Annotated in this window: 10 protein-coding genes; 3 read left to right on the top strand and 7 right to left on the bottom strand. The window is 66.8% G+C overall.

Annotation, left to right across the window (positions count from 1 at the left end; all coding sequences use genetic code 11):
• The first annotated feature begins 100 nt into the window (after window positions 1-100).
• The gene (locus tag ACIBJE_RS19910; RefSeq protein WP_396750334.1) at window positions 101-1,282 is read left to right on the top strand and encodes a toll/interleukin-1 receptor domain-containing protein; all 1,182 of its coding nucleotides are present in this window, start codon (window positions 101-103) and stop codon (window positions 1,280-1,282) included.
• A gap of 23 nt (window positions 1,283-1,305) precedes the next feature.
• Here ACIBJE_RS19910 and ACIBJE_RS19905 read toward each other — a convergent pair whose 3' ends face one another.
• The 4 genes from ACIBJE_RS19905 to ACIBJE_RS19890 all read right to left on the bottom strand — a co-directional run bounded on the left by ACIBJE_RS19905 (window position 1,306) and on the right by ACIBJE_RS19890 (window position 15,540).
• Window positions 1,306-1,884, bottom strand: coding sequence for a DUF1877 family protein (locus ACIBJE_RS19905; protein WP_396750332.1), 579 nt, complete (start codon window positions 1,882-1,884; stop codon window positions 1,306-1,308).
• A gap of 300 nt (window positions 1,885-2,184) precedes the next feature.
• A complete protein-coding gene (locus ACIBJE_RS19900; protein ID WP_396750330.1) occupies window positions 2,185-8,562 on the bottom strand; it encodes an RHS repeat domain-containing protein in 6,378 nt (2,125 codons plus the stop codon).
• Between the two features lie 91 nt (window positions 8,563-8,653).
• A complete protein-coding gene (locus ACIBJE_RS19895; protein WP_396750328.1) occupies window positions 8,654-11,941 on the bottom strand; it encodes a LamG domain-containing protein in 3,288 nt (1,095 codons plus the stop codon).
• Between the two features lie 374 nt (window positions 11,942-12,315).
• Window positions 12,316-15,540 carry a hypothetical protein gene (locus ACIBJE_RS19890; RefSeq protein ID WP_396750326.1) on the bottom strand — a complete coding sequence of 1,075 codons (3,225 nt, stop codon included), beginning with the start codon at window positions 15,538-15,540 and terminating at the stop codon, window positions 12,316-12,318.
• A 625-nt stretch (window positions 15,541-16,165) separates the two neighbouring features.
• Here ACIBJE_RS19890 and ACIBJE_RS19885 point away from each other — a divergent pair.
• Window positions 16,166-16,804 carry a hypothetical protein gene (locus tag ACIBJE_RS19885; RefSeq protein ID WP_396750324.1) on the top strand — a complete coding sequence of 213 codons (639 nt, stop codon included), beginning with the start codon at window positions 16,166-16,168 and terminating at the stop codon, window positions 16,802-16,804.
• A gap of 589 nt (window positions 16,805-17,393) precedes the next feature.
• Here ACIBJE_RS19885 and ACIBJE_RS19880 read toward each other — a convergent pair.
• Complete coding sequence (locus ACIBJE_RS19880) at window positions 17,394-18,035, bottom strand: isochorismatase family protein (protein ID WP_396750322.1); 642 nt, start codon at window positions 18,033-18,035, stop codon at window positions 17,394-17,396.
• Between the two features lie 109 nt (window positions 18,036-18,144).
• On the opposite strand from ACIBJE_RS19880, the gene ACIBJE_RS19875 reads away from it, so the two are divergent.
• Complete coding sequence (locus ACIBJE_RS19875; RefSeq protein WP_396750320.1) at window positions 18,145-19,143, top strand: GlxA family transcriptional regulator; 999 nt, start codon at window positions 18,145-18,147, stop codon at window positions 19,141-19,143.
• Window positions 19,144-19,439: 296 nt separating this feature from the next.
• On the opposite strand, the gene ACIBJE_RS19870 is transcribed toward ACIBJE_RS19875, so the two are convergent.
• A complete protein-coding gene (locus tag ACIBJE_RS19870) occupies window positions 19,440-19,652 on the bottom strand; it encodes a DUF4396 domain-containing protein (protein WP_396750318.1) in 213 nt (70 codons plus the stop codon).
• 48 nt (window positions 19,653-19,700) lie between these two features.
• Entirely contained in the window at window positions 19,701-21,128 is a 1,428-nt protein-coding gene (locus tag ACIBJE_RS19865) for a DEAD/DEAH box helicase (RefSeq protein WP_396750316.1), read from the bottom strand.
• Window positions 21,129-22,340: the final 1,212 nt, after the last annotated feature.

The raw sequence follows: 22,340 nt of genomic DNA, 5'->3' as shown, positions 1-22,340 counted from the left end.
CGCGTGGCTCGGCCCTGAGCAGCGGACTCCACGTTCAGGTATGGCCCGTCGCTGCGGTCCAGGGCGGAGCGATGTCGCCGCCGGTGCCTATCCTGGCCAGGTGGACGGTGTAGCGAAGGACTTCTTCATCTCGTATACGGCCGCTGACAAGGCGTGGGCCAGCTGGATCGCCTACATCCTCGAGGCGGACGGCTTCGCCGTGACGATCCAGGAGTGGGACTTCCGGCCAGGCAGCAACTTCGCCGTCGAGATGGACAAGGCCCTCAAGCAGTGTCCCCGGATGATCGCTGTGCTCTCCCCGGCCTACCTGAAGGCGCCCTTCCCAGCCTCGGAGTGGGCAGCCGTCTTCGCCAGCGACCCGGAGGGCGCGAAGAACGCCCTCGTACCGATCATGGTGCAGGAGTGCCAGCCGGAAGGGCTGCTCAGTCAGGTAGTGCAGATCCGCATCCACGGACTCGACGAAGGCGCTGCACGGAAGCAGATCCTGGAAGGCGTCCGTCGCGAACGGAACAAGCCCACCACACCCCCGCCGTTCCCAGGTACGCAGGCGGCGTACACCAAGGCGTCCGCCCTGCCTGTGCCATATCCGACAGGCCGCGCTGCCGCGCCGGCTAGCCCATCGCGGCTGCGCTGGCAGAGCCCGGCACCGCCGGTCAGCGTCTCCTGGCGCAGCAATCTTGACCGAGGTGCGCAGGACCGCAGGCTAGGTGCCGCAGCCGTCGAGGTGCACCTCGCCTTCGCCGCCGACGCTGGGCGCTTGCAGGTCAGTGAGCTGGCCGCCCTCGCCGACCTGCTGCCCGACCACGGCCGGCAGCACGGCATGTTCACCCGGCTGGAAGCCCTGCACGCGCACGCCGACTCCACCGTCGCCCGGGCGACGAGCAGCGGCCGGGACAACGAAAAGGGGCTCGTGGTCACCCGATCCGGGCAGCGGTCGGCGTGGGCCCCGCTGCCCCGAGGTCAAATGGGCGCTGTGCTCGACCGGGACGATCTGATCAAGCAGCTCGCGCACATGCTCAACACGTTGACGGCGCTGGAACTACCTCACGGCAACCTCGTCGTACCCGCCATCGGACTCGACCCCGCCACCATGATCTCCTACGGCAAGGTCAACGTGCCGAGCAACACCGCTATCTACGGGTTCGGGCAGGCAGACCACATCCACGTCTCTCCAGACGAAGCCATCGACTACGGCAGCGTCGTCGCCCGCCCCGCCGACGTGGCCGCCGAGCTTGTCGCACGTCTCATCGCGGACCACCGTGCTGCCACGGGCCTACGCTGACGATCCGCTGATCTAGGGCCTGTTCAGGCAGCCCAAAAGATGGTGCACTGGCCGTGAATGGCGGCAGCCTTGTAGAAATCCACCAACTCTCGATATGGCTCGGCGAGGAGCGTCTCCACCTCTGCCACCCATTCATCATCGACATATGAGCTGCTTCCTGCCTCTAACACGGCACGGATGTGTGAAACCAATACGTCATATGAGGTCCGGTTAAGATGCCCCGCCACCAAGGCAACCTCCTGTACGCTAAGCCACCGCGCCACGGGCCCCTTCGTCCACGCCCTCCGCTCGTCAGGAAAGGGCGATCCGCCGGTGATGGGGTTGACAGGGAAGGCCGCCGCATCCATTAGCGGCGCGAGTCGCTTCCAGAACCGGTCTAGATCGATACAGTACGCCGCATCAAATTCGGTCAACTGCCGATACGAGTCCGACGACGGCAATCGGCGCAATTCTTCCAAATGGTCCATGCTCAGGCGCACGGACTCTCCCAAGAGGCTCACTCTAAACAACCTCCCATGACGACCAGTGCCGCCCCCTGCCGCTGGCCATGTCGACCTCACACGGCCACTCAGGTAGCGGCATCCTTCTCTCAGTAGAAACATGACGACCAACCGGTGCGCAGGTCAACCACCGACAGCATCGCACCCCGGAATCCCAACCTCCTCGTCGGGCGCTCAAAGAGTAGAGCATACGCGACCTCGCGGAAGGTCGGACAACCCAAAACACCACCCTTCACCGGGTCTCCGTCCACTCCACGCCTCGCCACCAGCGGTTAACAATGCCAGTCGCGCAGGCGCTAAACATTCACCGGGGACGACCGACATGGCTTTACCTACAGCTAGTAGCGGGTAGGTTGGCGATGGCCAACCTACCCGCGGGGGGGGCGAGATGCCAACGAGTTCCTACCCCATCAATGAAGGGGGCATAGGACAGTAGATCCCGTACATTTCACACATCATGTCGGCCCTCTTTTCTTCGTTTCCGAACGCTTGAGAACCCTCGTAGATATAGTGCAGGTCGCCGACGATCCCGAGCGCCGCGCCTCCTCGGCCAACGCCTGGCCCCACACCACCTTTACCAGTCTTGGGGGTGGCAGCTGGGCCACGGGGAGCGACGGTGCGGGCACGTGCCGCATCTCGCGCTAAGTTATGGGTCTTGCTGTACATCTCACCAGTGTCGAGCCCGCTCTTGGGGTTGATTACCCGAACGTTCGGGTTACCGCCCAACGCTTCACGCATCGCGGCCGCCTGCTTGTCGTCTTGTGCCACGAAGACGACGAACTGCGTCTGCCGCTTCGCTCCCCGCTCATTGTCGGTCCGCATCTTGTTGACAGCCGTATTTACATGATCCGCCTCTTTTATCTTCAAATCCCCCTCTGTGAATTCATAGGAATCAACACTGACCACCTTACCGTCAATCCACGACACCTTGATCGCATCGGACGTCGTGCCCGCAACCGTAACCTCACCCGAAGGAAGCGTCACAGCCCCCTTCAACCGCTGCCCCTCGATACCATCCTCGTCTTGAAGGATATAGCGGGATCCGGTTCTGGTCTTCGGGTCATAATATTCACCAGAAGCCTTCAACTGATCATTCAAGAAGTCCAATGCGACCTTGTCCTTGGGATCAACATCCCGGTTTTTTGGCCTTTGACGGTGCGGAATCCCATTCTGGTCAACGTAAATGGCACTGGTGCCACTTTGCTGAGTGAGCGGCGTAAAGACGGAACCCGAGGAACCCGAGGAACCCGAGGAACCTCCACCCTCGAATCCTGCGAATGCCTTCAGGCCACTGGGATCGGAAAAAGTGACGGGACTGTTCCGCGCGTAGGCGTATCCGCCGAGTTCGCCCGGATTGTTGGGGTCGATCAGAGGGTCGGCGGAGATGAACGAGCCGAGGGCTGGGTCGTACTCGCGGGCACCGAGGTGTGTCAGTCCCGTGTTGTCTTGGGTGCCGCCCAGGAAGCCGCGGTTGTCGGGCCAGAAAGCGGGCGCGGCGGTCTCCCGGGATGAGCCGTACGGGGTGGTCCGCCGCCATGCGATCGCGCCGGTTGTGGCGTTGATGGTCGAGGTGGCGGTGTTGTGGTGGTCGGCGGCCTGGAAGAAGACGCCGTTACTGGTGCGGACAGCGACCGTCCTACCGGCGAAGGTGTAGTAACGGGTCGCGGTCAAGGCGGTCCCGATCTGGCCCACCTCCATACCGGGGAGGAAGAGGGTGGTGCCGCTGGGGTCCTTGCGAGCGATGCGGTTGCCGTCGGCGTCGTAGATGTACGTCGTGGCCTGTCCACCAGCCGGGGTGCTGCTGGCCAGATGGCCCTCGGCGTCCCAGGTCAGCGCCTGGTGTCCCGACTCGCTGCCGGCCTGGCAGACGTTCGCGGCTGCGGTGTTGGGTCGGCACCGGGTGTTGCCTGCCGTGTCGTAGGCGTACCGGTAGGTGCGGGTGCCGGCTGGCCCGCTCTCGGCAACCTGGGTGACGGTGTGCGGCTGGTTCTGACCCGCGCCCTGTTGGGGGAAGGTGTAGTCCCGCGTGGTGTCGGCGCCGCCGGTAGTCGAGTGAATGGTCTCGACGTCGCGGTTGCCGGCTGCGTCGAAGGTCCAGGAGTGGTGATAGGGCGCGGGACCGCTGACTCCGGTCTGCGCAACACCGTCTTCGCAGGCTGCGGTAGTGGTGTTCGTTGACCAGGCCTCGGTGAGCCGTTGCAGGTGGTCGTAGGTAAAGCACTGGACGTCTCGGACGCCGCCTTCCGGCGCGTCGGCTATCGACTGGACGTTGCCAGCCGGGTCGTACTGGTACGTCGCGTCCATGTCCACGATGGGCACGTTCTGGCGGTTCACCCTGGTGGTGGTCAGGCGGTCGGTGCCGCGCTCGTAGCCGTAGGTCAGCCACGCCTTTTTGCCGGTGCCCCCGGTGTAGAGCTCGGCCTGGAGCAACTGGTTGGTGTTGCTGTAGGAGGTGGCGGTGACGTAGCTGGTCGCGCCGCCCAGGGTGATTGGCCGACGCAGGCTGTCATACGTGGTGGCGATTGCCTCGGCGGCCATCGTGGTGCCTACGGCCGGCATGCCGACCGACTGCACGGTGCCGTCAGTGTTGTATGCGGTCGTGAAGTCATACGTCTTGCCGAGTTGGGTGCCCACGCCGCCGGCCGGAAAGCTGTAGCGGGTCTTGGTGGGCCGGTAGAGCTGGTCCCGGCTCATGACGATGGTGAAGTAGTTCTGGTTTCCGGCGATGCGTTGGCTGTAGTAGAGCTGTCCCTTGTCGCCGGTGTTGTCGTAGAACCAGGCGGCGAGTTTCGTGCCGGTTCCGGCGGCTCCGCTCCAGACCTCGGTCTTACGGCCGAGGGCGTCGTACACGTACGAGAGCCGATCGCCCCGACTGTCGGTCGTGGCGGTCATCCGGCCCAGCGCGTCGTACTCGTAGGTGCTGTCGCCGGTGTCCGGATCCTCGACGCTCTCCCTGAGGTTGCGTTGGTTGTAGTGGTAGCGCCAGACGTTGCCAGCGGGGTCGGTGACTGTCTCGAGCGATCCCGCAGACGTGTAGGTGTAGCGGGTGACATCGGCTGGACCGGTAGGGCTGCTGCCGTGGTACTGGTGAAGCTCGCTGGTTCGGCCCCGGCCGTTGACCACCACGGTGGTCGCCACACCGCCGTCGGGTGGGTCGATGCTGGTGCGGTCGCCCTGGTAGCTGGTGGTGGTCTCCCATCGGGCGTCACCGGCGACCGAGAAAATTCCCTTGATCGGCCGGTCCGCGCCGTCATAGACGGTGGTCGTCTGACCGTTGACAGCGCCTTCAGCGGTGACGATCGGGACGTCGCCGGGAGTGCCCGCCGCGAGGTAGGCGTCGTTGTTCTTGTACGCCTGTCCGGTGCCGTTGTAGAAGGTGTCGGTCAGCAGCCAACCGCCGGCCGTGCCCGGGGTCTGGGTCTGGCGCAGCCGCAGCAGGCCGTCGTACAGCTCGTGGCTGGCCCGGTAGCTGCCGTCGTTGTTCAGCCGCTCTGTGGTGACAACGGTCGTCGTGTCGTTGCGCACCCGGTAGCGGAACTTCAGGCTGGGGCTGGCGCCCTGGGACCTGTCCCGGTCGGCCAGCCAGGCCGCGGTGAGCCGGCCGAGGGCGTCGTACGTCAATTCCGTGTACTTGTCGTTGGCGTCGATGGCCCGGGTCGGCACCGAGTAGGCCGGGTCCAGGGTGACCGTCGAGGCGTGCAGCAGCGGGTTGGTGGTCTTGATCTGTGTGGTGATGCCATTGGTGTCGGTGTACTGCGTGGCGGTGACGTTACCCTGGGCGTCCTCTGCCGTCGTTGGCCGGCTGTAGCCGTCGAGCGCGGTGGTCTTGGACGTGGTGAGATAGACGATGTTGGTGCCGTCGTAATGGTCGAGGTCCTCGGTGCGCGTGGGCGTGCCCTTGGTGGGTGCGACGTTCCAGCCCTCGCCGTCGTAGCTGGTGCGGGTGTCGGAGATCAGCTGGGTGGCGAGATCCGGTGTGGTGTCCGCGCAGCTGACCGACACGGTCTGCACCCGGGACACGTAGGAATACATGTGCTTGTCGGTGTTGTCGACGTAGTAGGTGCGGGTGCACCGGTCGTCGCCGCTCTTACCGGTGCCGACCTCCCCCAAGTCGTCGATCTCCTCGATCCGACCACGCCCGTCGCGCTTGCTGGTCAGCGAGGTCTCAAGCCATCGCTGGTTGCCTTCAGGGCCGTCGGGCAGTGCGGTCAGCTTGCGCGCTACGCCGGTGCCCACCATTGCGGCGATCAGGTCGCCCCAGCTTTCTGACTGGGTACGGGTGACCAGCCGCCAGGGTTCGTTGATCTCCTTGGAGACGATCGCGGTGCCGTTGTAGCGGATCGACTCGTACTCGTGGCCGGACAGCTCGTCGTGGTCGGTGAAGGACTTGCCGGTGGAGTCGGTGACGGAGACGGTGGGCGTGGTGTCATCGGGCAGCTTCCCGCCGCTCATGCCCTGCATGAAGTAGTGGTCGGTCCGTACGGGCATGGATTGGCCGTCGCCCGAGCGGACGATCACCTGCTGGTAACCCCGCCAGTCAGACCAGGTCAGGTCCTCGACTTTCGTGATGCCGTTCGGCTCCGCCTTGCGCCAGGTCGCATCGCCCACGTACTGGTAGGAGATGGCCATGTCGTCGTTGCCTCCGACGAGGTCGTCGGTGACGACGCTTTCCACGACGTACTTGTGGAACCAGTCGGTTACCTTGTCCTCGTCATCGCCGCCGAGGGGGTTCCAGATCACCGGGAAGCAGCGCCGCGTGGACTCACCAGGATCGGGGAGGTTGGCCTTGGTGCAGTCCGGTGCCTTGTAGTTGATGGTGATCTGCGCGCCCGTGTCGGTCTTGATTGTGGCGAGGCGGTAGCGGATCAGCGGGCCCAGGTTGTCGTTGTTCCGGACGATGCGGTTGGCGAGCTGGATGCCGTCGAACTCGGTGGCCGGCGCGGTGATGTCGGTGCCGCCCCAGTGGCCGGTGCGGGTGAGCTTGGTCGGCCAGAGTGTCCTGGAGTTGTCGTCGTTGGCCTTGAAAGCGTGCTCGAGATTCCACGATTCGACCGGCGTCCAGCCGGTGCCCTGACGGATCTGCGTTTGGATCTTGGTGAGCCGCTTACGGGTGAAGAAGGTCGGGAACCGTTGGGTGTCCTTGCAGTGAGTGCCCGCGGCGCAGATACGGTCCTGGGGCACGTCCGGCCAGGAGGCGGCGGTGTCCTGGTTCAGGTCCTGCGGATCGCAGTCCACCGTGCCGCCAGCGATGCATCGTTCTGTGGTGCTGAACACCACCCGGGCCGGGGCGTTGGTGGTGTAGACCTGCTGGTCGCGCTGACCATAGTCGATGCGGGCCAGGTAGCCGCCGCGGTCGTAGTCGGTGCCGTCGACGTCCGTACGGCCGCCGCGGGCGTAGTGGTTCAGCTCGCGGGCATAGAAGTAGGAGATGACGTTCCCGCGCGGGTCGACGACGTAGTCGAGGTTCCACCGCCATGCCTGGTCGCAGTAGGAGTCGGTGAAGCCACTGGGCTTGTAGCAGGGATCATCGGAGTCGTCGCCATAGACCGGCAGCGACCAGGTTGACTTCGTTTCTTCCTTGTCGTCGACCCAGCCCGGCAGTCGGTTCAGGCCGAAGAAGTACTGCGTGCCGTCGGTGGTGGTGAGCTTCCAGTACTCGCCGTCATTGTCGCCGTTGGTCGCCCCGGTAAGCCGCTCGACGGTTGATCCGTCGTCATTGGACAGCTTCCACGTATCATCGTTGATTTTTACCAGCTCGCCGGAGCGGCCGGAGAGCACGATTGTCCCGTTCTGCCGGGCCCAGCACTGGTCGCCCGAAGTGTCGTGCCCGTCGTCGGAGCAGGGCTTGTAGCGACGCTCGATGAAGCCCGGCTCGTACGAGAAGCCCTCGCCGACCCAGGAGCCCTGGTTGTTGGTGGCCACCGTGCGGCCATCCATCGCCTGGGACGAGTAGCTGATCCCGACGGTGGGGCTGAAGCCGTTGGCGGTCGGCGGCATGCGGATGGGGTAACTCCAGCCGAAGCCACCCGTGCTCAGCACCGTCTGCCAGGAGGACGAGGGTGACAGCTTGGTGGCTCTGTAGTCGCCCTGCACGGAGGAGTCGCCGGCGGTCAGGGCCAGCAGAGTGGTGCCGGCCGTGGTGGTCAGGTCCGCCGTGACGGTCTGCGTGGCCGGGTCGTTGATCGACGACACAGGTGTGCCACGTCGGCACTCGGCACGGTCGGGCGTGGTCAGAGCGCATTCGGGCAGGCGGACCAGTCTCAGTCGGGCGCCCCAATCACCGCCCACGGCGTGCGCGAACACGCTGTAGCCGACCTTCAGGCCCATGGCGGCCAGCGGCGCGGCGTCGGCGGAGCCGACCCGCAGCACGGGACCGTCAAGGCCGGCGCGGGTGGATGCCGTGCGGTCGTACACCTGGATTCGAGCCTTCCCCGGGGCGGTGGCGGACCGGTTGGCGCGGGACCGGGTGACCGTGACGGGCAGCCCGCCGACGGTAGCGGTGGTGGCGCCAACGTCGGCGGTGCCACCGACGGGCCAGGTGACCGGGTCGGGCCGGGTCATCACCTTGTCCGCAGTCGGATCCGGCTTAGGCTTCTGCGCCCGCAGCGGGCTGCCCTTCGCCGGCTCGGCTTGTGGCGGGAGAGCCGGCGGGGCGGCGCTGGCGGCAGCCGGCGCCGGTGCCTGGATCTGGACGAGGCTCGCGCCGAGAACGACGGCGAGCAGGCTGGCGGAGAGCCGGAGCGCGCGGGGGCGCCACGCAGGGGTCAGTCGAGCGAGCATGATCCGTAACCACCACGGGAGAAGGAGGGGCGGAAGGTGAGCCGGGCCGGTCGGCGTCCTGTGGTGGAGCGCCGACCGGCGGGGCGGTGAGTCAGATGTCGGACTGGACGGTCGTGCTGGCCAGCCGGACAACGGTGGCCTGATCAAGAACGCCGCTGTAGACGCGAATCTCGTCCACGAGGCCAGAGAAGTAGCCGCCATAGACCGGTGCCTGCTGGGTGCCGTCGAGGAGTGCCCGTCCGACCTGAACGCCGTTGTCCGGGCCGTTCCAGGTGCTGTCGCTGGTGCCCTGGGCGCTGAGTGCCAGTTCACCGTCGACGTAGAGGAACACCTCCTTGGTGAAGGCGTTGTACGTGACCACCAGATGCTGCCCGCCGGTGTCGTCCGGGTCGGGAAGGTGGGTGTCATCGGACAGCACGGTGGTGGGGCCGTTGACGGCGTCGCTGTCGTTCAGGCTCAGCTGCCAGCGCATCTGGCCGTTGACGGTCCCGCACCGCACCTGGAAGCGGCTCACGTTCGCTCCCGGCTGGGAGAGCACGACCTGGTCGTTGGCGCAGGCAGCGGCCAGCTTGGCGCGAACGGCCACCGAGAAGCTGCGGGTCTGGCCCACCAGTGCCGCAGGCGACGCAGCGTACGTGGCTACGCCGTCGAGCACCATGTGTCCCGCACCTACCAGCGCCGGCTCGGCGAAGATGTCCTCCGGGTCAGGCACCATCAGCGATGCGCCGTTGTACAAGGTGAGGCTGCGGTTCGGGTCCGGGATCCCGCCCTCGTTGACTGTCTCCGGGCTGATGATGACGTTCAGATTGTCGTCTGGGACGTCGCCGCCGTCGAGCGACCAGTACACCTGGCGCTGTAGGCGTGGCGCGGCCAGCGCCTTGATCTCAACGGTGGACAGCATCCGGCCGTAGACCGCGACGTCCGCCAGCGCGCCCTGCCAGGCCCAGGTGTAGCCGGACCGGTCGGTCCGCCGTCCCATCTGCAGGTTGCCGTGTGACGCCCACTCAGCGGGCGCGGCCCCGGTCGCCGAGAGGGTCCCGTTGACGTACAGCGAAATGGTGTTCTTGACCGGATCGAAGAGCGCGGCCAGGTGGGTCCACCCCGTGGAGGCGGTCACCTGTTGCGTGCTGGTGACCTCGAAGGCACCGAACCCGCGGACGTCAGTGGTGGGGATACCGAAGCTCCACCGGCTTCCGTTCGGGGTGTAGCCGAGGTAGAAGCCTGGCTGGCCGGTGCCGTCCTGGGAGATTGCGGCCTGCGGACGGGTGAGGTCGTCTACCTTCACCCATGCGGAGACGGCGAACTCCTTCGACGTGTCCACCAAACCGGTGGTCGACGTCGCCATCCAGCCTCCGTCGGTTCCGTCGAGTTGCGCCGACGGGTGGGCGCCGCCGCCGGGGCCCGGCTGCCCGAACGTCACACCTGGGCCGACCGTGGCTGGGTTGGCGGCACGCTCGTCGGCGGCCTGGGTGGCACCAACCGTGTCGGCAAGGTTCCACTGCCCCGCAGCAGGTCCGGCGGCGATGTTGAAGTGGCAGATAGAGGTGTCGCTCTCCTTGCCGGCACCGTCGACGGCGATGGCCGTCACGAAGTGCGGCGCCTCGGTCAACGGCATCCAGGTCAGGTTGACCGGACCGCCCGGCGTGGTGGGAGTCAGGACGTTGGTCGGCACCGGGTCGGTGTCGAAGCCGTACTTGTACGACACCACGTCAGTGGCCGCAGAGTCGAAGACGAACGATCCGTATCGGCCGAGGCCGTCGATCCAGTCGCCGCTCTCCACGCAGTTCGGGCCGGTGTCCGCCGCATCGGATGGCAGGAACTCGGTCGAGTCGATGTCGGGACCGCTCGGCTTGGTCTTGTCCAGCCTGAATCCGCAGGTCGTGCTCTTGGTGCTCCACGCCGTGCCGTCATAGGCCTCGACGTACCAGGAGACGACGACCTGCTCCGGCAGGTTCGGGACTCCGGTGGTCGGGTCCGCGAGGTTGTAGTCGAAGGTCGACTTGTTGGCCTTCTGCAGCGATGTCCAGGTCTTCGTCTGCAGGGTGCCGCCGGTCGGCGTCCACGTCACGGTGAACCTGGCCTGGAGCGGCTCCGCGTCCCCGGTGTCGGGGTCGGAGAGATAGGCCGACAGCTTCGGCACGCTGGAGACGTACCAGGAGGTGGTCGGGGTACCTGTCTTGCAGGTGCCGCCCGGGTTGGTCGACAGGTTCGTCGGCGCGGCGGGCGGGCGGTTGTAGGTCACCGACAGGACGGCATTGCCGCAGAAGCGCTTGACGTACTGGTAGTCCGACTCACTGTTCGCCTTCAGTCCGAAGGTGGCTGTGGACCAGTTGCCGAAGGCCGCGGCCTTCGCCGCCTGGGTGGCGGTGAAACTCACATTCTGGTTGGTGGGCGTACACGAAGACCGGGTGACAGTGGGGCTGCCCGTGTCCTGATGGGTCGCGCCCGTCCAGGAGGTTCCACCGGGCTGGTTTTTCCAGTTGGTCGCCGAGGAGATGGTGCCCGTGCGGTACAGCGACGCGTTGCGGGGCGTGCTGTCGAATGCGTGCACCATGGTGATCTTGAAGGTGGCGCTGGACACCACGATCCGGTCGTCCTGGTACGGGGTCGGCAGGGTGAAGAACAGCCTCTTCACCTTGGAGTCGAGACAAGTGCTGTCGTAGGTGGGGCAGAGGCCGATTCGCTGGTCGTCGGCGAACTTCCAGTACTCCTCGTTCGGGTAGCCGGAGTCGACCATCGCCCAGGAGGTGTTCGACGTGGGGTTGACGTAGGGGTCGATGTAGAGCGGGAACCGGGCCTGCGGGTCGGACAGCAGTGCCGGATCTGCGGTGAGCCGCAGGACGGACCCGTCGATCCGCACGCCGAGTTCCGCCCGGCGGGCCGATTCCGGTGCCGACCGGGAGGGGTCGTAGCCCTCCCCCGCAGCGGCCGCCTCGGCCGCATTGCCAGCGTCCCACATCTTCGGCGTCGGGGATTCGAACACCATCTGGCCCGATCCGACGTCGACGGCGGCCAGCCGTCCGTCCTGGCCGGCGCTGAAACGCAGGTTCGTCCCGGACAGCCGGTAGGAGACGGTCCGTACCTGCGGCAGGGCCGCCGCCTTGGGCGTCCTGACTACCAGTACGTGGCTGAAGCTGGTCGCGGAGACGTGCACCACCAGGTCGACCTCGGGCAGCACCTCGCGGTAGGTCGCGGAGTCACCCGACAGCGTGGGCTGCGGCAGCTCGCCCGGCCAGGACAGCTTCATCACCCGGCCGGCGCGGCTAATCGTGGCGAGGGGCTGGTCCTTGCCCCCGCCGGAGAAGCGCATCGCCGTCACCGCTGCCTTCGGCCCGACGCTGCCGTCGCTGTGCCGGATCAGGGTGGTGTCGACGGGCATCCACTTGCCACCCTTGCGGGTGCGGAAGGGCTGCGCGTGAGACTCGTGTGTGAACGAGCCGTCCGGGTTGGCGTAGGTGATTTGGCGTTCACTCGCCGCCGATGGCACCTCCACCGGCTTGCCCGACTTCCGGGCCTCGACGCGTGCCTGGGACTCGGTCCAGGGAACCGTTGGCGTCTGTGCGCCCGAGGGCCCCAGCGCCTGTACCTCGACGTCCGCCGTGCCACCGCCGGACCACGTCGCTGCGGCCACCAGTGCCACCGAGATTGTGGCCGCACTCAGCCCTGTCCACCAGCGGCGTGCTGTAGCCCGCCCGTGCCCCGTTTTCACCTGATCGCCTTTCCGAGATCCGCGCTGAAGTTTGACCATTGCCATCACCCGGCCTGCTCACCGAACGCGACCGCGTCGGCCGGAACGCCGTTCACGCCCGGCTGCCAGGTCTTGGACGGCGTGGCCGCGCCGGCCGCGAGGGCCGACCAGGGAAGGGCCCAGACCGCGTGGTTGACGTACGGGGAGGACACGTACAGGTGGGTCGAGGACGTGCCGCCGCCGAAGCCGAGCAGTTCCCGGTTCGCGGGCGTGCCGGGCAGTTTGCCGGCTGCTCGCTCCACAAGAGTGTCGGAGGTCGGGGTGGCGGTACCGGCGGCGAAGACGTGCAGGTTGCCAGAGTCGATCGTGGTGGCGCTGTCCTCGCCCGGAGCGCCGACAGCGATCTGCAGTGTCTGCGCCGTCGGCGCCACCGAGGGGCTGGTGTTGACCAGAAGGACGCTCTCGCCGAAGAGATCGCCCGGCTCGCTGGCGTCGGCAATCGAGGCGGTGTTCTGGTCGATCGCCGACAGCTGGGAGATGATGGTGCCGGACACCCGGAACTGATGGACCATGCCGACGTCGGCCCCACCGACGGCGTCCTCTCCCGGCACGCCGACAGCCAGGATCGAGTCACCGGTCGGCCAGTACGGCGCCATGGCTATCGACTTACCGAAGGTGTCGCCGGTTTCCATGGCGTCACTGACGCCGCTGCTGTCCTGGTCGACGCAGCCTACGGTGCCCGGCAGGCCGGAGGTGATGGTGTGGTTGAAGACGCAAACCCGCCCGGAGAACGCCCCGGCCGTGCTGGTGCTGCCGTTCTCGCCGGGATAGGCGACCGCGAAGTGGTACGGGGTAGCGGCAAGTGCCCATCCGCCGCGGTCGTCTTGTTCAACTCCCCCTGACAGGTTTCCGACCGAGGTCTGGTCGAAGGCGATCTTTGTGCTGCCGCGTAGGTACGTCACGGTGCCGGCGTTGAACTTGCCGCTGACGTTTTCACCTGGCGCACCGATAACAAGGAACGGCTCGCCGGCAGCGGTCCGACCGCTGGCGAGGGAGAATCCGAACAAGTCGTCTCTCACCTGGGTGCCCGGCACTCCATCGACACCCTGGCTGTAGAGGAGCGCCGGGGCGGTCGAGCTCTTGCCCAGGCCGGCTGGCGAGCCGAACAGGATCTGCACCTCACCAGCGTCGACGATCGACCCGTTGTCCTCGTATGGAGAACCGATTGCTAGATCGGCGCAGCCGTCGCGGTTGGCGTCGGTGACGGATACCGTGTGGCCGAACCGGTCACCCGCCTCGGACGTCCCGGGGACCTCCGCGTCGTCTTGGCTGATTGTGGTGGTCGTGCTGGTCACGCCATCGAAGACGTGCACCGCTCCGGCGGCGTCCTGGCCGTTGACGTCGGCCTCGGGGTCCGCGATCGCGACGTCAGCGACGCCGTCACCGTTGAAGTCGTTCTGGACGCCGCCTGCGCAGCCCGGGACCGGAGGCGCGATGACGTAGACAGTCATCTCGCAGAATGACGTCCAGAGATCGCTACCGGCGACCCCGTCGGAGGCCTTGACCCGCCACTTGTAGCTACCGCCCTCGGTGAACGCGCCGGCCGGGACGGTAGCCGTGGCCGTGCCGCCAGTGGCGACGCCGGCGAAAGCCGTCGAGCCGATGGCGGCAGATCCGTCGAGGGCCCACCACTCGAAGGTGACGGTCATGGCGGTGCCGTCGGCGTCGGACACGGTTGCCTTGAGCTGCGGGGTCAGGGTGTTGATCAGCGGGCGGCTGGAGCCGGTGACGCAACTGGTGGTGGGGACGGTGGACCGGGAGGTGACGGTCGGCCAGGAGTTGTAGGTCACCGTCGCCTTCGGGTCCTCGGCGGCATTGTCGCCCTCCCGGGACCGGAACTGCTTGAACCCGGCGATGGCGGTCTCGTCGGTGGCGCGCACACCCATGCCGGCGCGGGTCTTGTTGGCGGTGGCGGCACGTTGGAAGAAGACCTTGCCGTCGATGGTTGCCCAGCCATCGCTACAGGCCTCCCCGCCGAGGGTAGCTGTGGAAGTCGCATCAGGGCCGACGGCGTCCCAGGCGGGCTGGTTGCTGAACGTCGTGGTGTAGGTCGACGGGGCGGTGGTCCAGATCTCCCACGAGGCCGGAGCGCAGTCGTGCGACCAGTAGTTCCAGAAGGACACCGTCGCGGAGTTGATCTGCTTGCCTGCCAGCGCTGTGGTGTCCCAGGTGAGGAACGAACGGGAAAGCGTGGGCGGCGAGGTGTTCAGCAGACCGATCTGGAGATCTTTCTGCTGATTTTGATCGGTGGTCACCGTCTCCCGGACATACGTGTCGAACGTCGTAGTAAGCGGGCTTACGGTCGGGTCGATGGTGACCGGGTACGCGGTCGCCGGGTCATCCAGCCAGTCTCTGTCAGGGACCATGATCAGCTCCACGGCGTCATCGCCGTGCTTCGCCACGTTGGTGTGTACCGGCTTTTGGTCAGCTGGGGCACCGGTGATGGGCTTCTTCTTCGCGTCCCACATCAACGGCGCAGGTATGTGGGCGGTCTGCTTGCCGGCCTCGTCAGTCAAAGTGACAGAGCCATCCCCACCACGCCTAAATCCCCCAACGCCGGGACCGCTGAACGGGAAGGTCACCTCCTCCACCTGTGTCCCGGCTTCCCTGGACTTCACGACCAAGAACTGCTCGAACCCCGTCCGCGTCGCCTCGACGACAAGGTCCACACCTGGCCGGGCATCGACGTAGGTGGCACGGTTGCCCTCCAGCGACGGTGCGGGCAGGGCACCGGACCAACCCATCGCCACCCGGTCGCCGCCCACACCGACCGCGGCCAGTTCATGCGCGCCAGCGCCGCGCTGACCCGAGATCCGCAGGTCATTCGGGTGAGCGACCGGGGTGACCGAACCATCCGGTGCCGCCCGCAATGTCAGGTCGACCTTCACCCACTCGGTGCCCCGCCGAAACCGCTGCATGCCCATGGCGATCTCCGCCCGGAACTGTCCGTCCGGGAGCGCGAAGACCTCGGTCGTTTCCGACGTGAGGCTCTGGACCTGTACCGGCTTGCCGGTCTCCTGAGCCGCCCGCAGGCTCACCGCCTCGTCCGACGTGTTCTCGACGCTGCCCGCAGCGTTGCCGTTGACCAGCCGGAGGGCGTGCCCATCGTCCGGGCCAGCAGCTGGATCGGTGATGAGATGGCCCGATACACCCAGGGATGCGACCGTCGTCAGCGCAGCAAGAGCTGCCGCTAGGCATGAACGAACGGTGGCAGTCTTCAGACGTGCCACAAACCCTCCCCCGTGATCTTCAGTTCGGTGAAGGACTGTAGTGAGCAGGCAACCGTCGGCACAAGGTTGATTACAAACCGCATGGACGAAATTGACCAAACTCGACCTTTCATTAGATCAAGTAACGCACCGAAATGTTTGCGGCTCCACCAGCCGGGCCAAGTCGACAAAGCAATACGAATCGCGTATTCCAACCAAATGGGCCGGCGCACAGGATCACCGCGGACCGGCCGAGGATTTTTCTGATCCAGGAACTCTGGCGGTCCCACGGAAAGGCCGGGAATCGGCTGGACGACGGACGTCGCGGCTCCAGGTCACCGACCTGAAGGAGAGCTGCCCTGGTGGACGCGGGCTACAGCGTCCAGCGGCAGTCTTCAAGGGGCACCCCAAGACTATCCGCGCGGACGCAACCCCCGAGCTGCTGGCTATCGCCGGTGGACACAGGCTCGATGATCTGACTCGGCGCTGCTGGCCGGTACGATAGGGGGTGAATTGTGGGCGAGTTGGGCGATTTCGTACGGCTGAGTTCGGAGCAGTTGGAAGAAATCCGGGCGACACCGAACAACGCGTATTCGCGTCTTGCCGGTTTCGGCGAACCGGGTTGCCAACTGGATCTGGATCGAGCGTGGAGCAGCTGGCGTTCCTCATGGACGCGGCGCATTTCCCGATCAACCCGATCACCACCGGATCACTCTTCCCCGACGAGCAGACGGCCTGGAGCCGGGACGGGGACTCGCATTCGCTCATCCCCGAACAAGTCGCGCAGGTCGCCGCCCACCTCAAGTCGACACCGTTCGACGTACTGGCGCCCCACGTACGTGCGGCGTTGACGGCCGAGTACCGCGGTTCCTTGAATGAGGAACAGTCGCGGTACCTCAGCGATATCCTGGGGTGGGCCACTGAACACCTGGCCGAGCACTACCGGGCCCTCGTCGTTTTTTCGACGCCGCCGCCCAAAACAATCAATGCACGGTGTTCTGGGCCGCCTGATGGCGGTTACTTTTCCCACCGCGCTCCAGCAGAAGGACGCAACGAACCGACCGAAGCACGGTCTGAGCAGGAATTACGCCTTCTGCTGATCCTCGGCAAGCAATCACAGCAACGCCTACGTGCGACCATTCAACCTGCGACTAACAGGGGAAAGCCGCAGGTATTCCGCCTGCCTATACAGATAGAGCGTCGTCTTAGGAAACCGATACTCTATCCCCTGAGCTACGGGGGCGCGAGTGCCCAGTCTCGCGACCTGCGCGTTGACCCGGGGTAGCAGGGAGTGCCCCGCGTTGACCTGCGCTGCCCCCCGTCCGGCTGGCGCGGGCGATCACCACACGCCGAGCACACCCGGCCGATTTGCGACCACGACCGTGGCCCTGGTCAGCCCGCCGTGGCACCCGTTGGCCCACGGCGTCACCGGCTGGAGAGCACACAGCGCGCACACCATCCAAGTCGCAGCCTCATTTGGAGCTCCGGAACGTGGCCGCGGATGCAGGGCTCGTTGAACGTGACCGGCTTGGCGTCGTTCGCCAGATCCCTCGGCGGTATGGGCTTCGACCCGGCCCTGGGTGATCTACTGGTATACGCGTTCAGAGTGCCGGTGTAGCCCGGTTTTGATCTCCGCCAGCAGTTGCGTGACGCCGACGGCGGGTCCTGTTCGCGGCGGTGGCGTAGATGGTCGCGGCAGGGGGCGACGAGGGCGGATCCGGCACTTCGGTGCGCGCACCAGACGTTGCGGCTCGCTGATCCGTGCATACCGTCTGATGGCGTTCGGGCCGAGTTTGAATAAGCGGTTGGTTACGCCCTGCCACGCGCGACCGTTGCCGGTCGCGCGGGCGGGCGAGGACGTGGGCGGGCGTGGATTACGCCCGCGCGGCGCGCTGCGCACCCAGCACGGCGGAAGTGCCGAGGTCGGACTTGGGGAGCAGCCGGCCGGCGGCAACGGCGCTGGACCAGGTCACGGTGTCGGCGACGGCGGCGAAGTTCGAGTTGAGCAGTGCCAGCAGGGTGGTGTGGACCGTCTTCGCGTCGGCGAAGCCGGCCTCGTTCGCGATGTTGATCGCGCCGGTGGCGTCGGAGAGGACTTCGGCAGCCAGGCCGTGGGTCTCGGCCTCCGCGGCGGAGGCCAGCACGCAGTTGTTGGTCATGTAGCCGACGAGGGTGATGGTGTCGATCTCGCGCTCGCGCAGCCAGGCGAGCAGGTCGGTGCCCGCGAAGACGGTGCCGTACTGCTTGACGACGGACTTCCATCCGGCCGTGCGGCGGCTCTCGACCTCCGGGTGCAACTGGAAACCGGGCTGGGTGGGGTTGAACACGGGTGCGTCCTCGCCCATCGCGTGCTGCACCGCGACAACGGGAATGCCAGCGGCGGTGGCCGCATCGATCGCGCGCGTGATCTGCGGCAGCGACTCGACGTGGGGCGGGTACTGGATCTCCAGCGGGCCGCCGCCGAAGTAATCCTGCTGCACGTCGATCAGGATGAGTGCGCGACGAGGGGTGGTCATGGCCTCTGCTCCTTGGACTCGTTACCGCCGTCTTCGTGGGCGACGCATCGAGTCTCCAGGCTGCGAACCGCGTCGACCATTGGCACACGTGCAGCGTTACGATGGATTCGTGCCAACGTCCGAGGACGCCCTGCGGATCGCCGTCTACGCCTTCGACGGCATCACGATGTTCCACCTCTCGGTGCCGCAACTCGTCTTCGACGAGGTCGCTCGGCAAGGCCTGGGCAACTGGGAGACGACGCTCTTCTCGGATCGCGCGGGGTCGATTCGCACCGCCGAGGGCTACACGCTCGGCGAGGTACGCGGACCCGCGACGGCCGAAGGGGCCGATGTCGTGATCGTCCCCTCCTGGTTCGAGGACGGTCGCACTGCCGGGGCGGCGCTGCAGCGAGTTCTGACGGGAGCCCACAGCCGCGGCGCGACGGTCGCCGGGCTGTGCCTCGGGGCCTTCGCCGTCGCTGATGCAGGCCTGCTGTCCCGACGCACGGCCGTAACGCACTGGCAGGCCGTCGACATGCTCGCCGCCCGGCACCCCGACGTCGACATGGATGCCTCCGTGCTGTACCTCGATCACGGCGACGTGTTGACCTCGGCCGGGACGGCGTCGGCGATCGATGCATGTTTGCACCTCGTCCGCAGCAGGCTCGGCGCAGCGGCGGCCAACCGGGTGGCCCGCCATCTCGTGGTGGCCCCGCACCGTGAAGGCGGGCAGGCGCAGTACATCGAACGGCCCCTACCCCCGCACTCCTCCGACGACCCGATCACCGGCGCGATGGATTGGGCTCTGCGGCACCTGGCAGAACCCCTATCGGTGGAGCGGCTGGCTGCCGTCGCGCACATGAGCCGGCGCACCTTCATCCGAGCGTTCCAGGCATCTACCGGCGCCACCCCGGCCGCCTGGGTCAAGCGTCAGCGCCTCGACGAGGCCCGTCGACTGCTGGAGTCGACAGAACTGTCGATCGATCAGGTCGCTGCCGCATGCGGCTTCGGCAGCAGTGTCACGCTGCGGCAGAGCTTCGCTACGGCCTTCGACACCTCACCGTCGGAATACCGCCGACGGTTCGACACCCGCACCGTAGACCGTCCTGCAGGTGGCCCGCGCTCGTAGCGCTCGAACGGCTCCGGCCAAACGCAGCATCGGCAACCTCGCCCTCACCGGCGTCGGCTGCTTCGCGCCTACGCCCGACACACGCTGAACGCGGTGCCGGAGCACAGCCCAGGGCATGGACAGGGAAAGCAGCTCCCGTGACCAGCGGTCACCATCACCGTCTTTGACATGACAGTGCGTAACTGAACCCAACGTGGCCATGCACCCAGTGGCGCAGATCGCTTGTCAGCACTCTGGCGGTGGACTCCCCACTGGCCGGTTCAGCATGTGCTGAACCGGCCACGGCAGGAGGCCGGTCAGTGGCCGGCATGGTGGTACTGGTGCACTGCGGCATGACCTTTACCCCGGCCGATCATCCACCGGTTCACCGGCACGGTAAGCACGAACGCCACCGCCAGGGCGAACGTCAGCGACGCCCAGAACACCCAGCTGGCGAGCCCGGCTTCCATCGCGCCCGGCACGGCGAGCATGACCGCATTGTCGACACCCTCCATGACGGCGATGGACACCGTGTCCGCAGCTACGTAGCACGGGCGCGCCGCGCGGTGTCTTCGCTGTCAGCGCTGACCGCGCCGGCTACCAACCCGCGTGCCGGAAGAGAACGCCGCCGCGCCCCGTGTCGCTGACGTGGTTTCCGCGGCGCTCGCCCGACGACTTTCCGAGCCTCTCCCGCGCGTTGCGCTGGCGGTCGATCCGCCCGTCGCTGTGCGCGGATCCGGGCGCCGCGTGGCGCTGTGGCCTCGTCCGTGATGTGGCGCCGTCGTCGCTACGGGAGGCGTCACGAAGCGACGCTCACCCGGGGCGAGTTCGGTGAGCAGCGAGTCACCGGGCCCAAGCCGGGTGATCGTCGGGTTGATGCCGGCCTGGCGGGTGAGGTCGTGCACGTCGGTGACCTGGTCGTCGGTCATCAGGGTGACGACGGTGCCGCTCGCTCCGGCACGCGCGGTCCGCCCCGAGCGGTGCAGGTATGCCTTGTGCTCGGCGGGCGGGTCGGCGTGGATCACGAGAGCTACGTCGTCGACGTGGATTCCGCGCGCCGCGATGTCGGTCGCGACGAGCGTGCGGGCGTCGCCGGCGGAGAACGCCGCCAGATTGCGGGTGCGGACGTTCTGCGCCAGGTTGCCGTGCAGCTCCACGGCGGGCACGCCTGAGGCGACCAGTTGACTGGTCAGCTTCTTGGCGCCCCGCTTGGTGCGGGTGAATACGAGCGTTCGCCCCGGGGCGGCCGTCAGGTCGATCAGGACAGGGAGCCGGTCATCGTGACGCACCCGGAGCACGTGGTGGGTCATCGCGGCGACCGGGGACATCGCGGAGTCGACGCTGTGGGTGACTGGGTTGGAGAGGTACCGCCGCACGAGGACGTCGACGCCCGCGTCGAGCGTCGCCGAGAACAGCAGCCGCTGGGAGCGGGGCGGTGTCTTGTCGAGGAGTCGCCGTACGACCGGCAGGAAGCCCAGGTCGGCCATGTGGTCCGCCTCGTCGAGCACCGTGACCTCGACGGCGTCGAGGATCGCGTGGCCGTTCGAAACGTGGTCGGCGAGCCGGCCGGGACAGGCGATGAGGATATCGACCCCGGCACGCAGTGCACCGACCTGCGGCCGCGCGTTCACCCCACCGAAGATCGTCAGGGTCCGCAGCGACAGCGCGGTGGCCAGCGGTGCGATCGTCGCTTCGATCTGGGTCGCCAGCTCGCGAGTGGGCGCCAGTATGAGCGAGCGCGGGCGGCCCGGCAGCCGCGGAGACGTGGCGGCCGAGAGCCGGGCGAGGACCGGGAGAGCGAAGGCGTATGTCTTGCCCGATCCCGTCCTGCCACGACCCAGCACGTCGCGTCCGGCGAGTGAATCCGGGAGCGTCGCGGCCTGGATCGGGAATGGCGTGCTGATGCCCGCCTGCTCGAGCGCGGCGACCAGGTGGCCGGGCACGCCAAGGTCGGCGAAGGAGGTGGGTGTGACAAGGGGTGTCTTGCTGGGGCGGCGTGCCACCATAGGAGTCTCCGAACGTGAAAGGGGTCGCCCTGCACGGCGCTGACCGATTGGTCGCGGCGCGTGGTGGTCGACATCAGAGGCAGGCCGTGGTCGGAAAACCGGCGGACTGGTTGATCAATCTACCCGCACCCCGGCCCAGGCCGTACACGATGGCTTTCTGGGTTAGGGTTCGACGGGCCGAGCGAAACGGATCCAACGCCCCCGGCGAGCGGCCGGATCCGCCCCGCTCATTTTCCGCGCCCGGCTTGCATGTGCGAGCGGGTGGGTCGCGCGTTGGCGCGCAAACTTGGAGCAGCTCTTGACTGAAGTAACCGCGCATGACTCGAATTTGTTCCGTGCAACACCGGGAGCAAATGCGGCTTTCGACCACACCCCTGCCATCGACGTAAGTTCGGCTGCGATGACCCGCCTGCGCACCCCGTTCCGTGTCGAGGTGACGCCGACCGGAAGCCAACGACTCGTTGGGCATCACGACGCAACGGAGCCCAGTCGGTAAGGGCTACCACCCGTATCGGTTCAACGCGTCGCAGGTACCGACGTCCTGTGCAGGTGGATCAGCACGTCTCCACGACTGGACCACCAGATCGGGCGGTGGCGGTGCACCGCCGCTCGGCCTTGCTCACGCACGTTGTCGCGTCGGCCATCCCGATCAACGTGTCCCCGTCGAGGGTGTTGCCGCGACCCGCGACCGCCGCACCCATCGTGACCCGGTCGGGGTGGCCGCCCCAGTGCAACAGCGCACGGTGTAGGCGCCGCCCGTCTCGGCGCCGGCGATGGAACGTGGTCGCCGTCGGCGCGCTGTTGAATCGCTTCAATCGGTCCGTGGATGCGCTCGCCGAACATCCGCTGGGAAGGGCATACGCGCGGCGTCGCGAAGGCGGCGCTCCGCGGATGCGTCCTGTGCCAGCCCGGTCAGGTCTCCCAACTTCCGTCCACAATTCGCGGTCTCCCGATCACACGACCGTCTTCCCAAGATCATTATGGTTCGTCTTTCCGCAAGCGTGCTATACGGTCAGCAGGTGAGAATCGAGCGTCACTGGTGGAACGGGGACCGGAGTCTGCGGGGACGTCGCGACGTCTACATCCGCACCGACGGCCAGCGATGGGAGGTAGAGGCGCAGACCGGCGGCATCGCAGGTCGGTCGAAGCTACACCCCTGTCCGGGTCGGGCGTCTGCGGAGATCCTCGCCGGCGCATGGCTGGGTGGGCGTC

This window comes from Micromonospora sp. NPDC050187, from assembly GCF_044459745.1.
In the GTDB taxonomy this organism is placed as follows: domain Bacteria; phylum Actinomycetota; class Actinomycetes; order Mycobacteriales; family Micromonosporaceae; genus Micromonospora.
Note: the sequence above shows the minus strand (reverse complement) of the source record. Positions and strands in the feature narration are given on the sequence as shown.